9 protein-coding genes and 2 pseudogenes are annotated in these 15,033 nt (G+C 57.8%); 10 read left to right on the top strand and 1 reads right to left on the bottom strand.

What is annotated here, in order from left to right; all coding sequences use genetic code 11:
* Nucleotides 1-6 precede the first annotated feature (6 nt).
* The 4 genes and pseudogenes from tnpC to ACVIW0_RS36240 all read left to right on the top strand — a co-directional run bounded on the left by tnpC (nucleotide 7) and on the right by ACVIW0_RS36240 (nucleotide 4,261).
* Nucleotides 7-1,420, top strand: a pseudogene (gene tnpC, locus ACVIW0_RS36255) (IS66 family transposase).
* A gap of 54 nt (nucleotides 1,421-1,474) precedes the next feature.
* On the top strand, nucleotides 1,475-1,996 hold the full coding sequence (locus ACVIW0_RS36250; RefSeq protein WP_461356694.1) for a hypothetical protein: 522 nt from the start codon (nucleotides 1,475-1,477) through the stop codon (nucleotides 1,994-1,996).
* A gap of 8 nt (nucleotides 1,997-2,004) precedes the next feature.
* Nucleotides 2,005-2,316 (top strand): HD-GYP domain-containing protein, encoded by a 312-nt coding sequence (locus ACVIW0_RS36245; protein ID WP_461346278.1) that lies wholly within the window; start codon nucleotides 2,005-2,007, stop codon nucleotides 2,314-2,316.
* 1,621 nt (nucleotides 2,317-3,937) lie between these two features.
* Nucleotides 3,938-4,261: a hypothetical protein gene (locus ACVIW0_RS36240; protein ID WP_461346279.1), complete on the top strand. Its 324-nt coding sequence runs from the start codon at nucleotides 3,938-3,940 to the stop codon at nucleotides 4,259-4,261.
* A 4-nt stretch (nucleotides 4,262-4,265) separates the two neighbouring features.
* Here ACVIW0_RS36240 and ACVIW0_RS36235 read toward each other — a convergent pair whose 3' ends face one another.
* Nucleotides 4,266-4,469, bottom strand: a complete 204-nt coding sequence (locus ACVIW0_RS36235; protein WP_461356693.1) for a hypothetical protein — start codon at nucleotides 4,467-4,469, stop codon at nucleotides 4,266-4,268.
* A 42-nt stretch (nucleotides 4,470-4,511) separates the two neighbouring features.
* Between ACVIW0_RS36235 and ACVIW0_RS36230 the strand changes: the two genes are divergently transcribed.
* The 6 genes and pseudogenes from ACVIW0_RS36230 (at nucleotide 4,512) to ACVIW0_RS36205 (ending at nucleotide 15,030) form a co-directional block, all read left to right on the top strand.
* Nucleotides 4,512-5,915: a sensor domain-containing diguanylate cyclase gene (locus ACVIW0_RS36230; protein ID WP_461346280.1), complete on the top strand. Its 1,404-nt coding sequence runs from the start codon at nucleotides 4,512-4,514 to the stop codon at nucleotides 5,913-5,915.
* 773 nt (nucleotides 5,916-6,688) lie between these two features.
* Entirely contained in the window at nucleotides 6,689-8,173 is a 1,485-nt protein-coding gene (locus ACVIW0_RS36225; RefSeq protein WP_461346281.1) for a putative bifunctional diguanylate cyclase/phosphodiesterase, read from the top strand.
* Nucleotides 8,174-8,833: 660 nt separating this feature from the next.
* Nucleotides 8,834-10,021, top strand: a pseudogene (locus ACVIW0_RS36220) (IS256 family transposase).
* A gap of 710 nt (nucleotides 10,022-10,731) precedes the next feature.
* Nucleotides 10,732-11,937, top strand: a complete 1,206-nt coding sequence (locus ACVIW0_RS36215; RefSeq protein ID WP_461346282.1) for an HlyD family secretion protein — start codon at nucleotides 10,732-10,734, stop codon at nucleotides 11,935-11,937.
* A complete protein-coding gene (locus tag ACVIW0_RS36210) occupies nucleotides 11,937-13,907 on the top strand; it encodes a glycosyltransferase (RefSeq protein ID WP_461356692.1) in 1,971 nt (656 codons plus the stop codon). The genes ACVIW0_RS36215 and ACVIW0_RS36210 overlap by 1 nt, the downstream gene beginning before the upstream one ends.
* Before the next feature lie 58 nt (nucleotides 13,908-13,965).
* On the top strand, nucleotides 13,966-15,030 hold the full coding sequence (locus ACVIW0_RS36205; protein WP_461356691.1) for a cache domain-containing protein: 1,065 nt from the start codon (nucleotides 13,966-13,968) through the stop codon (nucleotides 15,028-15,030).
* The last annotated feature ends 3 nt before the right edge of the window (nucleotides 15,031-15,033 follow it).

Genomic DNA, 15,033 nt, shown 5'->3' with positions numbered 1-15,033 from the left:
AATCCGATGAATCGAACCGGCGATCCGAGTGTTGAAGTGCTGTTGGCGCGCATTGCTGCGCTGCAGGCGGAGAACCATCAACTCGCCGACCGCGTCGTCAAACTCGAGGAAGAACTGGCGCTGGCACGCCTGCATCGTTTTGCGCCACGCAGCGAAAAGCCGCGTGAGCGCGTCGAGTATGACCTGCCCGACGATCAGAAGGCGTGTCCTTGCTGCCGCGGCCAGATGCATCGCATGGGCGAGGCTGTCACCGAGCAACTTCATATCGAGGTGAAGGCGAAGGTTTTACAGAACGTACGCTTCAAATATGCGTGCCGCCATTGCGATCGCACCGGAATCAACGCCCCTGTCGTGACCGCGCCGATGCCGACGCAGCCGCTGCCGGGCAGCGTTGCCACGGCCTCAACGCTGGCGTTCGCGCTGGTTCATAAATATGTCGATGGCACGCCGCTCTACCGCCTGGCGCAGGCCTTCGAACGCGCCGGCGTTCCGGTCAGCCGCGGCGCTTTGGGTCGCTGGGTGATCGGCTCGAGCGAGAAACATCTCTCCCGCATCTATGACGCCCTGAAGCTGCGGCTCAGATCGCAGCCTCTCATCCATGGCGACGAGACGACGGTTCAGGTCCTCAAGGAGAAGGACAAAAAGGCCACCAGCACATCGTATATGTGGGCTTATCGCAGCGGCAAGGGCAGTCACGAGCCCATCGTTCTTCTGGATTATCAGCCGGGCCGCGGCCAAATCCACCCCCAGGCCTTCCTCGGCGATTACCGCGGCATCGTGATGAGTGACGGCTATACCGCATGGCGCACGCTGGAACGGGCCACCCACATCGGATGCATGGCCCACTCCCGGCGGCGCTTTGTCGATGCCCTCAGGGCGAGGAAGAAGGGCGGCGGTCCGCCCGAGCAGGCGCTGCGGTTCTTCGACCAGCTCTACCGGGTTGAAAGGCAGGCGCGGGACGGAATACCGGAGAAGGGTGAAACACAGGCCGACTGCATTCGCCGCTTCCGCCAGCAACATAGTGTTCCCACCCTCAATGCTCTCAAGGTATGGCTCGATGACATGGCCCCGAAGGGTCTTGCCTGACAGCAAGCTCGGCGACGCCGTATCCTACACCCGAAACCAATGGGAATATCTGACGCGCTACACCGGGGACGGCTGCATGCTGATCGACAACAATCTTCTGGAGCGCGACATCAGGGTTTTTGCAACTGGCAGGAAGAGCTGGTTGTTCAGCGATACCGTGGACGGAGCCAAGGCCAGTGCCGTCGTCTACAGCCTGATGCTGACCTGCCGCGCCTCACGTGTCGAGCCGTTAGCGTGGTTGCGCCACGTCCTCACCGAATTGCCTCAGCGCGCCGGCGACGCCGATATTACCGACCTGCTGCCCTTCAACTTCCACAAAGCCGCCACTACCTGAACGGCCCGGTATCGCCCGATACTAGGGCAATCCTTCAAAACCGCCGGCGTCAACGTGCGGGGAAAATCGCGCTTACGCGCTACCGTTCCCACCGCCAACGAAGCGGTGGTTGTTAACGTCGATTTGCGCGTCGTCGAGAACATTGAAACCCTGAAGGGCAGGCTGGCGATCATGTTGCGCGCGCCCAAGCGTGTCTTTGTTGTTGACCAACCCACACGGCTCGCGACGGTCCAAGCCTATGCGCTTGGCGCAACACACGTACTTGTGAGTCCAATCAAGCCGAGGCAACTCCTTGAGAAGCTCTCCACCCGAAACGCTCTGCCGGGCGATTCAACCAAGGTACTTTTGGGCGGCGAAAAGATCGCTTCTGAAGGAGCTGATTGTCTTTCAGCGATGTTTCGAGCTGCCGCGGGCGGCCTTACGATCGACGTGGCGGAGACACGTCGCGCCGGCACTGCGATAGCCGACGTCACCGAGCACGGTCTTGCGAAATGGCTGACGGTCGTTCGTCGTCACCACGAAGGTACGTATCAGCACTGCCTTCTGGTGACGGCATTGCGGTGGACTTTGGCTTAGATCTTGGCATGGTCAGGCAAGACATTGATCGCCTGCATGCCGCGGCGATCTTCCACGATATCGGAAAAGCAACGATACCACTTGCGGTGCTCGACAAGCCCGGCAAACTCGATGACCGTGAGCGATCCCTGATCGAAACCCATCCCGCGGCTGGGTACGAGATGCTCTTGGGAACCGCCGAGGTCTCGCAGGAAATCCTCGATGCGGTACGGCATCACCATGAATATCTCGACGGCAGCGGCTATCCGGACGGTCTCTCCGCCGAGAATATTCCCGACATTGTCCGCATCCTGACGATTTCCGATATCTTGCGGCGGTGATCGAGCACCGACCGTATCGGGCGACCATGTCTCGCGATACCGCTTACGAGGTCCTGGTCGGCATGAAGGGCAAACTGGAGAGCCCGCTGGTTGATGCGTTCCGGCATGTGGCGCTCAGCTGATGACTCCCGACTTCTCTCTACACTCGCGATGCCACGAGCGCGATTCGAACACGGGATCCTGATGGGGACGAAATCGGAATTCGATCACGAATGCCAAGCACAGGCGATTGAAGCCAGGTGACTACGTTTGCTGGCAAGGCACTCCTGATATGGACCTTGGCGTCGTCAGCAGTGTGGGTCGCTTTGGCGTTGTCATCCGGTGGGCGAACGGTCAACAAACCTCGCCGCTCTTCAACGACATGCGGCTGGTGAGCCAGACAGACCTCAATGGCCGCGTCAATCAAGGATAATGCTCAAAACGCTAGATAATAAGGTCCGCCGCGCCACGGCCCACACCTAGCCCCGAGGTTACTTGTTCGCTGGCTCCGTTGATAATGTGCTTGGTCGCATCGGTCGACCAATTCCGGAGATGCAGTTGAGAATGCCGATCTCCGCGACGTGGATCTTCGCGGTGGTCGGCCCGTGTCGCAAGCCGTTTCGGTTCGAAGTAGCCATTCTGCAAAGCAGCTCCCAAACTTTAGTTCGGTCGCGACCTGCCATGTCTGGTTCGGCGCCTTAAGTCGCAAGTCCGACCCACGCGAGCACGATCTTTATGAGCTTCGTGCTAAGCCTATGTTTTCCTTTCCGCTCGAATACAACTTCGCTTCACTTGCGATGGCACACCGCTTGCTGAACGAGCGAAGTGATCCGGTTCGTGCTGTCATCCCAGCCCGCAATCGCGACCCAACGCTCAGATAGGCCGGCCCCGGAGCCAAGTGTGCTCGACGACCGGCCGCAGAAACTTAACGCATCAGAATTGAGAGGAACGTCATGGCTACCCCGAGAACGTCGTGCGCTCCGCTTCTTTCTTTTCCCGCCTGGATTCACCGACGCAGGCGGCTCCTCGCAGAGCCATTTGATCGGACAAGTGTTGGTCCTTGGCTGCAGCGGCGACTTCCTCAAGCAGACCGAAAGGTTGGCCGCGACGGTTCCCCGATTTGCGGGCGGACGCCCCAGTGAAACGCAAGCAAGATATAACCTCGGCCCATGCATGTGGTCGGGGGCTGACGTGTGTCCCGCCTCGTGATGCGACCTCGACACGTAGCGGGCCCTTACGGAATGCGTGGATTGGATCCAATTCGGAGCGCGCGTTCGATTGGAGGCCCTCCTCAAATATGGAAGGGAAGAATAATCATGTCGGGTTGCTGACGTCGCCCTCTTCAACCAGGCGGGGGCGATCAACACAAAAATTCATGTACTGCCGGTGCCTGTGCCGAACTTTTATACCAACATTTCAGGGCGACCAGCTTGCCCAGTGCCAACTAAGCGGAGATGCCGGATTTCGGCAACATTGCGCCATTGGGCGCGCTTACAACGAAGCTGCGCCGCATTTTCTCTAGCAGGTTCTGAATATTAGCCGCCTACAAGATTTGGCAGGTCCTAGCTCAATTCGCTTTTGTATATAGTTGAACTCTCTCACGCATTTCGGCGCGGGGACCACGGCAGATTACGGAGGCCACATGGCACACAAGAAACTCGTCAATCAAAGTGGGCTGACACTTACGGTGTTGCTCATCACGCGCGTCGGCTCAGAGCCGAACCAGTCCGGGCCGATCGTCCCAGCGGCGCTACCGGTGGGCGGGAAGCAGACGATTGAGTACGGTAATGCGCAGAATCCTTTTCTCAATGGGCTTGTGATCTCCTCATCGTCCGATGGTGCGTTTTCGAATGGGTCTCAGATCGTGACGACTCGAGGCAGCAGCTGGGATAACATACTGAACACGCACGATACGCTTACTTTTAGCGGAGCGGGTGGACTGAACGTGGTGGGTTCGAACACATAACCCGTCACGGCGCCAGCGCCGCGACGGAAATTGGCCGCTCGTAGATGATAAGTTGATGCGGGCGCTCCGCCGTACCGCTCAAGGGGGGCAGCTGATGGACCAAAAAGGTGAAGCTCATGACCTCTGCGCTCGTCAGCTTCGGCGGAGACGAATCAGTGATGCCTTCACCTTGTAAAGCGAGATCCGTGAAGGAAGGCCCGAAGTACATGAAAGGACCTCGTGGAGTCATCTTGGAATGACGGTATAGCATATGAGTACCAATCTCGCAGTGCATGGCCCGCCCAAAACGTTGCGGCTGGTCACAGAGGCCTATACGAGCCTGCTCATCATCGGCTTCGCCCTGCTGCCCACTCAGTTCATCGCTTATCTTTATTTCCAGCAAGATCCCGCGCTGAAGTTTGAGGATCACCTCTTCCACGAGTTCGCCATCGCCATCGCCACCCTCGAGGGGCTGTTCGTCACATATGTGACCTGGCGTTGCTACCGGTCTTCAGGCGAGCCTCTGTTGCGTTGGCTGACGCTTGGTTTTCTGGCGTTCGCACTGATCTATTCGCTACACGGTGCCTTCACCGGGATGGCACACCACAATATTTGGCTGTTTCTGCTCTATGGGCCGGCTTCGCGTCTAGCAATGTCGATTTTGCTCTTGGTCGGGCTGCTCAGCTACAATCAGCCGTCAGACGAGTTCGAGAAGCGTTCGGACGCGCGCGCATGGTTGATGTGGATTGGCCTGTTCTTGGCTACGGACATCGGTGTCGCACTGATCGCCTATTCTTCATATGCGGGGCACCCAGCGGTCCGCTTGTCCATGGAGGGCGGCGCATTGCTATTCAGTGTGCTGAATGTCTTGGTCATGCTCATGCGACGGATTCACTCGCCGCTGATGCTTGTTTTTGGCGTTTCCGTCGCGTGGTTCGCGCTATCGTCGCTCGCATTCATTCTAGCGGCGCCATGGAATCATATGTGGTGGCTGGCCCACGCGATCTTTGCTGGCGGGTTCTTTTTGCTCAGCTACGGAGTTGTCCGGGCTTTCCGAACGACGCAATCGTTCGCGACCATCTATAGCCAGGAAGAAATGACGGCCCGCCTAGCTCAATCGATGGCCGATACTCAAAAGGCGCTCCAGCAAGTGCAGCTGAGCAATCAAAGGTTGGAGCGGCTTGCCGCCACCGATCCGCTGACTGGTGCCGGGAATCGGCGCCACTTCATCGAGCATATCGGCGCCGAGATCGCGCGGGCCAAGCGGACCGGTGCCCCATTGTCTCTGCTATCGCTCGATCTGGACCATTTCAAAGATATCAATGACTCACGCGGCCACAGCGTCGGCGATGAAGTCCTGCGCATATTCGTACGAAAGTGTCTGGAGGCGATTCGGCCTTACGACTCCATCGCGCGCGTGGGTGGCGAAGAATTCATGGTGTTGCTTCCGGGGGCGACGCTCGACGCGGCTAGCGCGGTAGCCGAGCGCGTTCGGTCCGCGATCGAGCGTACTGCATTCGACGTCGGAGCCGAACCGCCGGTTGGCGTCACTATCAGTGTTGGAGTTTCGGAGTTCGGGCGCGATGGCGACACGCTCGACCAATTCTTGAACGTCGCCGACCAGCGGCTCTATCGCGCAAAATTTGAAGGTCGCAACCGTGTTGTAGTCGCTTAGGTTATCGTGGACCGTGCACTTCGTCTCAATCCGCCTTGGCCCTACGCCGGTTCTCGCTGTCATTTCTCCGAGAAAGAGCCTCGCCCCCACTAACAAGCATTCGGTCATGGTCCAGCAATTGAAATGTTTGCAGGTGAGTTCGCACCGCAACGGGTTGCTGCCGGGAGCTGCCATGTCGTTGCGTTTCAACTGCGCTAGATCGCCTTCGCTCCGTCGATCGCTCAGTTGCCGATCACCTCACGCTGCGAAGGTCAGCGTCCCGGGTGCGCGCCCGCGGTCATCGATCGGCTCGCCAGGCAATTGGGAGGAGGTCCGGCTCCGAAGCACTACTGGCAGAAACCCAGTCGCACTGATCGCTGCCGCACGTGAACTGGTGTTCGCCCATGCGTTCTCCAGGTGTTCAAGGTCTCGAAGCGGCATATCGAGGACGTAACTTGTTACTTCGGCCGCGTTAACAACGTGCGCACTTCCTGGTCCCTTGAGCACGACTTTGCCGGGAGGGCTTCGCGTCGCCGATATCGCATCACAGCTCGCGATGACGTAATTGAAGCTCGGCACTCGACGCCCAACATCTGGTCCGGTCAAGATTCTTGCTGCGGGCGAGAACCTCACTGGGCCGTGCATCAGGTTTGACTAAGATGAGATTGTCGACATCACGATCGCGCCTATTGCGCTTCGTTTGGCGTAGTTCTGCCACGAGGGATTTCATTGCTCTCTTCAGTGGCCTCGTTCTCGCTTCAGTCTTAGCGCACCTCTATGGGCTTGTCCCTCGCTTGATCCGGTTGGGGCTGGGCTTAGAGTCTGCACTCGACGACATCGTATTCACCATATTCGTTGCGTTCTTACTCAGCGTCTCGCTAGCAATCTTTAGTGTTCGGCGGTATCGACAACTCGTCCGCGAAACTGAAGCACGAATCATTGCAGAAGGAGAAGCCTGCGATTTTGGGCGACACGATCCGTTGACCGGCTTGCCGAACCGCCGCTTGTTCGATGAGGAACTTGATCTGTGCCTTGGCTTCGCCACCGACACGCATCAAGTCGCCATTCTGATGCTTGGCCTCGACGGCTTCAAGCGAATCAAGGACGCGCACGGCCACGCAGCGGGGGACAAGGCACTCGGCGAATTTGCCAAGAGGCTTGCCGACATCTTGCGCAAGGACGGCGTCCTAGCGAGGATTGGAGGCGATGAATTCGGGATCGTCCTGCCAAACATTAGCTCCCTAGAAGATCCCGCCAATCTGGCGCGCCGTATCGTAGCGTCCGCCGCCGACACTTTCGCGATTGAGACTGGCGCAGCCGAGCTTGGTGTTGGAATTGGCATCGCGATCGCTCCGCTTGACGGCATTAATCGCGACGAATTGGTCAGGAGCGCAGAACGCGCGCTTTATCGCGCGCAAGGCGATGGCAGATCGCGTGTTCGCTTTTTCGAGCCAGACATGGACGCGCATCTCGAGCGGCGCGTTCAAATCGAGCGCGAGCTTCGTAGCGCTGTCGCGGCGGACATCATCGAGCCGCACTATCAGCCGCTGGTTTCACTCGCAAATAATCGCATTATCGGGTTCGAGGCCTTGGCGCGTTGGGAAAACAGGACGTTTGGGAATATCCCGGCCGACGTGTTTATTCCGATTGCAGAAGAAACGGGTCTCATCAACGCACTTGGAGATCAGCTTCTTCGCCGCGCCTGTCTTGACGCAAACGCGTGGCCGAAGACGTTTTCGCTTGCCTTCAACATTTCGCCTGTTCAATTGCGAGATTGCGCGCTTCGGGAGCGCATTCTAGCAGCTCTTGCTCAAACCGGTTTGAGTCCATGCCGCCTCGAGATTGAAATTACCGAGAGCGCGTTCGTAGAAAAAACCGGCGCTGCGAAGGCCGTGATCGACGAACTTCGTCAAGCCGGCATCCGCGTCGCGCTCGATGATTTCGGAACGGGTTATGCTACGCTCAGCCAGCTGCTTTCGTTTCGTCTTGACAAGATCAAGATCGACCGCAGCTTTGTGTCGAATCTCGACAATAGTACCGACAGCCGGGTGATCGTTCGTGCTATACTTAACCTTGCTAAAGGATTTGGTTTGACGACGACGGCCGAGGGGATCGAAGACGAAGGCCAGTTGGTCTATCTGGCGGCTAATGGTTGTACAGAAGGACAAGGCTATCTATTCAGTGGTGCCGTTCCAGCCGCGGGTATTCCCGCGCTGCTTGATCGAGAGGCTGGCCGCAGAGCGGTCACTGATGATGGAGCAGGAAGTCTGCTTGCCTGAGTCGACGTGCTGAGTTCTTGAGGAGCGTCCGCCACAAGTGGGTTGCAAAGAAGTCACGCTTGTCCCCAGAACACCTGGAACGTGCTCGGGGGGCTTAATCAAAAAGGGGGCGTTAGATTCGCGACGCTGCATTGCATACAGCATCCGAAATTGCATTGTTGCTATGGGTAAGCGCATTCTCTTGGGCAGGCGGCAGCTTTTAAGAAATCAGATCGGCCCGATCAGTGGGCGGGTGGCTCACCTTTTTCAACAACTCGCGTGAACGCGCAGGGGCTCCGCGTGCGGTCCTATTTCCTCAGGTCGCACGAGCGGCCAAGCCTGATCTTCGACCACTCTCTTCGCCCCGCCGGTGTGCAGATGCGCAATGGTGGAGGACTACAGTCAGACATCTGTCGTTCGGACATCGTCTAACGCGCCCGATACCCCTCCGGTTGAAGTGCCGGAGCTCAATGTTTCAGTCTGGTTCCTGACCGCCAAGCACTGTCGCACGCGCACCCGCTAAACACACTGCCATTGGCACCCGGTTGTGCCGCCAGGCGGAACCCTCCCGACGGGGCCATCTATAATCAGTGACGCCCGCGAGGCCGTATCACTGATAACGTACAGAGTCGGACGGCTTCTTCTAGAATGAAGGAGCTTTGAATGAACGATGGGAATGCCATGGGTCAGGTTATCCAAATTGATGAGGCCCGGATTCGAGATCACCTGGGCGAGATGGTCCGCGGGACGGTGGAAGAGACCCTGAACGCGATGCTGGAGGCCGAAGCGGACCAGCTGTGCGGGGCTGGGCGGTATGAGCCAGCCCGGCGCGGCAGGACACGAGGGCAGGCAGCTACGAGCGAACGCTGCACACCAAGGCGGGCGATGTCAATCTGCAGGTCCCCAAGCTACGGCGGCAAACCTTCGAGACGGCGATTATCGAGCGCTACCGGAGGCGGGAGAGCTCGGTCGAGGAGGCGCTGATCGAGATGTATCTGGCCGGGATTTCGGTTCGGCGGGTCGAAGACATCACGGAGGCGCTGTGGGGCACCCGGGTCAGCCCGAGCACAGTGTCGAACCTGAACAAGAAGATCTATACCAAGATCGAGGCGTGGCGGAATCGCAGGATCGAAGGCGAGCATCCGTATCTCTACCTCGACGGCATCGTGATGAAGCGCAGCTGGGCTGGTGAGGTTCGCAATGTCTCGCTGCTGGTGGCCTCGGCGGTCAATGCCGAGGGGTTCCGGGAGATCCTCGGCATCTGTGAGGGCGCCAAGGAGGACAAATCCGGCTGGTCATCGTTTCTGCGGCATCTCGTCGATCGCGGTCTCAGGGGCGTGCAGTTGGTTGTTTCCGATGGGTGCCGAGGTCTTGTCGAAAAGCGTTGCGGATTATCTGCCGGAGGCCCGCTATCAACGCTGCGTGGTGCATTTTTATCGCAATGTCTTCAGCCACGTGCCGTCGACCCGGGTCCGCGAGGTGAGCCACATGCTCAAGGCCATTCATGCCCAGGAGAGCCGCGCCGCGGCCGACGAGAAAGCCAGGAGCGTCATCGCGGATCTGCGGGCAAGCCGTATGGCCAAAGCTGCTGATCTCGTCGAGCAGGCGGTTCACGAGACGCTCGCCTACTATGCCTTTCCGGACATCCATTGGCGGAAGATTCGAACGAACAATCCGCTCGAGCGCCTCATGAAGGAGATCCGGCGACGAACCCGTGTCGTCGGCGCCTTCCCCGACGGTCAATCCTGTCTCAACTTGGCGGCGGCCCGGCTGCGGCACATTGCCGGAACGGCGTGGTCGACCAAATGCTACATGAACATGCGACCGCTCTATCAGCCACAACTCTCTGAAGCCGGAGCCGTCGCCTGATCAAAAGTGCGAAAGATTCTAGACAGTACCGTATCACTCAACACCAAACGAACTAGTAGACAAGGCTCCCAATGCGAAACCTAATCTGACTTGCGGTCTCGCGGGAGGACATGACGTAGACTGTCCGATTTCTGACATGCTGTCCGTCTGGTCCGCTTACTCAGAAAATTTACTTTACTGATCAAGCCCTCGCAAATTGGCACAAGGTTTGAAGGAAAGGGGCATCGGCCGCAGTCTCTCGCGGAGACCGAGGCTGCAACACCGCGTCTTCGGCTATGGCCATTTTTTCGCAATGATACGAGCTACCACATGGAGTCGGTCTCAATTGCACGTCACAAAGCCTGCCCTCAATGTGGCTCCGCATTGGTCCACCTTGAGTGGCATGAACGCGTCTGTGCGCGGGAGGTCCAGTATCTTTGGCGCTGCTGGAACTGTAGGAACGAATTCGTCACCGTTGTCAATTCTGACGAGAAGGATCCCCCTGTCGCTGAGATCACGAAGCTATTCTTTACCAGCCTGTTAGTCTGATCAATGACGCCTGAGCCGCTGGCACTCGTATTAGAGCGGCACTTGGCTTGCCAATCCAGAGTGGGGGCGGAGGGTCGGTTAGAGGAGGACGTTTCGACCTCAAGCTGGTCAGTCTATGTTTGCGCCGGGCTGGCAATACGTCTGTGCGACCTTCCCATCATAGACGTAGTTGGAATGTCCTTATGAAGCTCCTACGTGCAATCGTCGGCTTGGCCATGTTGACAGTGGGATTGTACGTTGTCATCGGTGAACACTTCGCTGGAACATCGGCGGACGCAACGCTCAATGCTCGACTCAACATCGTTCGCGCCCCAATCGAAGGAAAAGTAACGCTTGCGACAAAGAGCATCGGTGCGCGCATTAGCCCCGGAGAGCTCGTAGCAGAAATCAACGACCAACGCTTTGATATCGCGAGGCTACTCGAGCTCGATCGCGATCGCGCAAACCTGCATATCGAGCTCAACCGCCTTCTTGGCCAGCGAGAGGCCTTGTCGGCATCCAGGTCTCGCTTCGATACTCAAGCTACTGAATACCAGCGTGGCAGGGTTCGGCAGATCGAGGCCCGAATTGCTGAAACCAAAGCAGCGCAAGACGCTGCGGCCGCGCGCCTTCGTCAAGCTGACGCAGAATTCAAGCGAGCAAACGAACTGAGCACGCGTGGTGTACAGACGGCGGCGAATCTGGATCGCGCTCGCGCAACTTACGACGTCGCGCAACAAGAACTGGAGAGTGCGCAGCAGCGAGTAAATTACCTAGAGACGGAACTCACGTCCGCTCGCGACGGCGTCTTCATCGGGGAGTCGTATAACGACGCTCCCTCCTCGGCTCAACGTATCAGAGAGCTCCAGCAGCGACTGGCCGAACTAAATGTCGACAACGAACAGGTGAAAGCGCGTATTGTCCAGCTCGATCGGCAAATCGATGCCGAGCGTCTTCGTGTCAATAGTCTGAGCTTCGCTACGCTTAATGCCACCGTCGTTGGTCTAGTCTGGGACATATTAATAGACGATGGCCAATATGCGCGGCGCGGCCAGGATCTTGTCAAGGTCGTCGACTGCAATACGCTTATCGTCACCGCGGGCGTCAGCGAATCTCTATACGATAGTCTTTCGGTGGGAACGGCCGTCCAATTTCGGTTGTTTGGAGATGATCGCATTTTCAATGGGACCATAACCCGCCTTGGGGGATCTGGTGCAGCTTCACTCTACACCAATCTAGCGGTGGGTCCGAGTGCGCAACATCTCCAGCGCTTTGATGTCACCGTGACTATTTCAGACCTCGCAACAGAGCCAGATCTCAGCTGCGCAATTGGGCGTACTGGACGCGTTATCTTCACAAGTGGCCCAATCGCTCAATTCCGTCGGTTTTTTACGCGGTACGGATTCTGATGCTTCTGCTGTCACCAATCGCTGCTGCCTTCGCAGGCGCCGCTTTCATAGTTGGCCTCTGCTTTACTGTCTTTCCGTTGCTTAATCCGATGAAGTGGTATTGGCGCACTCTCGTCCTAGGGACGGCTGCTTTACTGTCTTGGCGTTATACGACTTGGCGCTTCAGCGAAACGCTGGCGCCGCTCGACTGGACTGCTGACGCGTTGTTCAGTTGGGGATTCGCCGTGCTCGAAGCTCTGACCGTGCTGTCGTCTACCATCGCATTTTTTATATTGTCGCGGGTGAAAGACCGGACGGCCGAAGCAGACCAGTACTCCGAATGGTGGCTGCCGGGAGAAGCGCCGCACGTTGATGTCTTCATCACGACTTACAACGAGCCCTCGGAAGTACTCGAGCGCACGATCGTTGGTGCGACGGAAATCCGCTATCCACGCCTTCGGATTTTCGTTCTCGACGACGGTGCCAGAAACTGGGTGCGGCAACTTTGCGAACTGCACGAAATCGGATACCTCGCTCGCGCGAATAAAGAGCACGCTAAGGCAGGGAACATCAACCATGCACTTCGCGCGCGCGCTCGAGATCCCGCACCGCCAGCCTTTGTTGCTGTACTTGATGCCGATTTCGTTCCCCATGCGGACTTCATCGAGCGGACGCTAGCGTTGTTTCACGAGCCAAGCGTAGCGCTCGTGCAAACCCCGCAGCACTTCTTCAATCCCGACCCGATCCAACACAACCTGGGAATAAGCACCGCATATCCGGATGAGCAACGTCATTTCTTTGACAACGTTGAGCCGGCGCGGGATGCTTGGGGCATCGCCATCTGCTGCGGAACCTCATCCTTAATGCGGGTCCAGGCCGTCGAGCAGATTGGCTGGATTCCGACACAAAGCGTAACCGAGGACTTCCTGCTCACGCTTAAGCTCGCGGAAAACGGCTGGCAAACAGTGTACCTTAACGAGCCCTTAAGTGAAGGCTTGGCTCCCGAAGGGCTGAAAGAATATATCACTCAGCGTGGACGGTGGTGCCTTGGTTTGATGCAAATCGTCCGCAACTCCTATAGCCCCTTTGGCATGCGCAGCCTTAGTCTGATGCATCGAATCGGCATTGTTGATTCCTTGCTCTACTGGATCAGTACCTTTCCCTTCCGGCTTGCCAGCCTGATTCTCCCTCTCTTGTACTGGTGGTTCGGCATCACCATCGTGAACGCGTCATTGGTGGACATCATCAAATATTACGTACCGTATTACCTCATGGTTCTGATGTCCCTGAACTGGCTTTCAAAGGGGTTGTTTGTCCCGCTTCTCAACGATACGGCTCAGCTGATTGCGGCATGGCCCATCAGCCAGGCGGCTGCTCTCGGGTTGCTGACCGGAAGATCGCATAAATTCTCGGTGACGGCCAAAGGCGGCGACCGAACCAAAGTAGTTGTTCAATGGACTTTGATGCGACCATTTTTACTCCTGCTCGGACTGACGATCGGCGGCCTGATCGTGCCACTGAACTCGGATTTCGTCTTCAATACGTCTGCGACAGCCGGCGACGGCACGGCTGTCGTGATGTTCTGGACGGTTTACAACATTCTGGTGTTGCTCGTGGCAGTCGTGGTGTGCATCGAACGACCGCGATACGATCGACCTCAGCGCCAGATCCCAGAACCGATCACCCTGGTGATCCAAGGTGAGAAGCACCGCGGATGGCTCCTTAATCTGGGCCGAGGAGGCGCGCGAATCAGTGGTCCGTCCGGACTATCCACCGGAGCAGCAGGGAAGCTCAACCTGCCTGGAATTGGCGGAGTAGACGCGCATGTTGCTGCGACAACGCGTGACGGCTATCGAGTCAAGTTCTCTCCAACTCCCGCGCAAAGGGCGAAACTTATCAAGAAGCTTCATACCGAATCCGCCACGCCAGGAGCCGATCGAGGGAACATCTGGCAAATGATCCGGGAGTTGGCGCGAGCTCTAACGAGGTGAGGAGCGCGAGATGCCTAAAAGACCTAGCCTACTTTCCTTGGTGTTCTGTGGAGGCGCCTTGCTCATATTGGTCCCTGCGATGGTGACCGCAACGGTCTACACGGCTTTGCTACAGCAGCGGGGAGAGCAGCTGCAATTCGACGCGTTAAGGATTCGCGGCGAGTTAAGCTCCGCGCTGCTGGCACGCCGGCTCTATGGCGTCTGGATGGATGTAGCTCGGTCCGCTCAGCTCATTGACCTAACGGATCTTAAAAATGCACGGGAACAAATAGACTTCTTGAGCCGCCTTGATGCGCGCTACACTTGGCTCGGCGTGGCGGATATCGAAGGGACCATTCTTGTGGCTAAAGACGGCATGCTCGAAGGAGTGAGCGTTGCACAGCGACCCTGGTTTAGGCGGGGCCTTGTCTCGCCGACGGCTATCGATGTCCATGCTGCTCAATTATTGGCCACCCAGTTGCCCGCAGCTCGTGAGCCATATCGGTTTATCGACCTGGCTGCGCCGTTGCACCACGCCGGCTCCGTTGCCGGAGTCATCGGCGCTCATCTTGACTGGAAATGGGTCGCAGAAGGCATGGACTCGTTACAGGTACCCGGCATTGACGTGCTGCTGCTTTCGGGTGATCGAACCATCCTATTTGGTCCGCCGGATCTCATCAACAAGCCGCTTAACATCGGCTCCGCGCTTGCAGCTAGCCGCGTCACGACTGCGTCTCTACGCGAGCGCTGGCCTAATGGTAGGGACTACTTCACGGTGATCGTTCCGACGATCGGCTTCGCGAACCTTCCAAGCTTTGGCTGGTCTCTTCTGGTTCGGCAGAGTGCCGACGAGGCGCTTGCGTCCACCCGTGATTTGATACGATCGTTCTGGATTAGTTTCGGTGCTTGCGCCGCTGCCACACTGGCGCTGCTCTTAGGTGCGGCTCAGTGGCTGAGGACGCCTATCGGCCGGCTCTCAAATACAGCGGAAGCCCTCGTACACGACGCGTCCGCGCGCCCGCCATACCCGGAAACACGATTTAATGAAGCGGCGAGGCTCAGTGACGCTCTAGCTCGAATTCAGTCGAAGCTGATGGGCCACTCGGGTCACAATTGGACCCAATCACTGGATGGAGACGACTAGCTG

This window comes from Bradyrhizobium sp. USDA 4454 (genome assembly GCF_054822705.1).
Note: the sequence above shows the minus strand (reverse complement) of the source record. Positions and strands in the feature narration are given on the sequence as shown.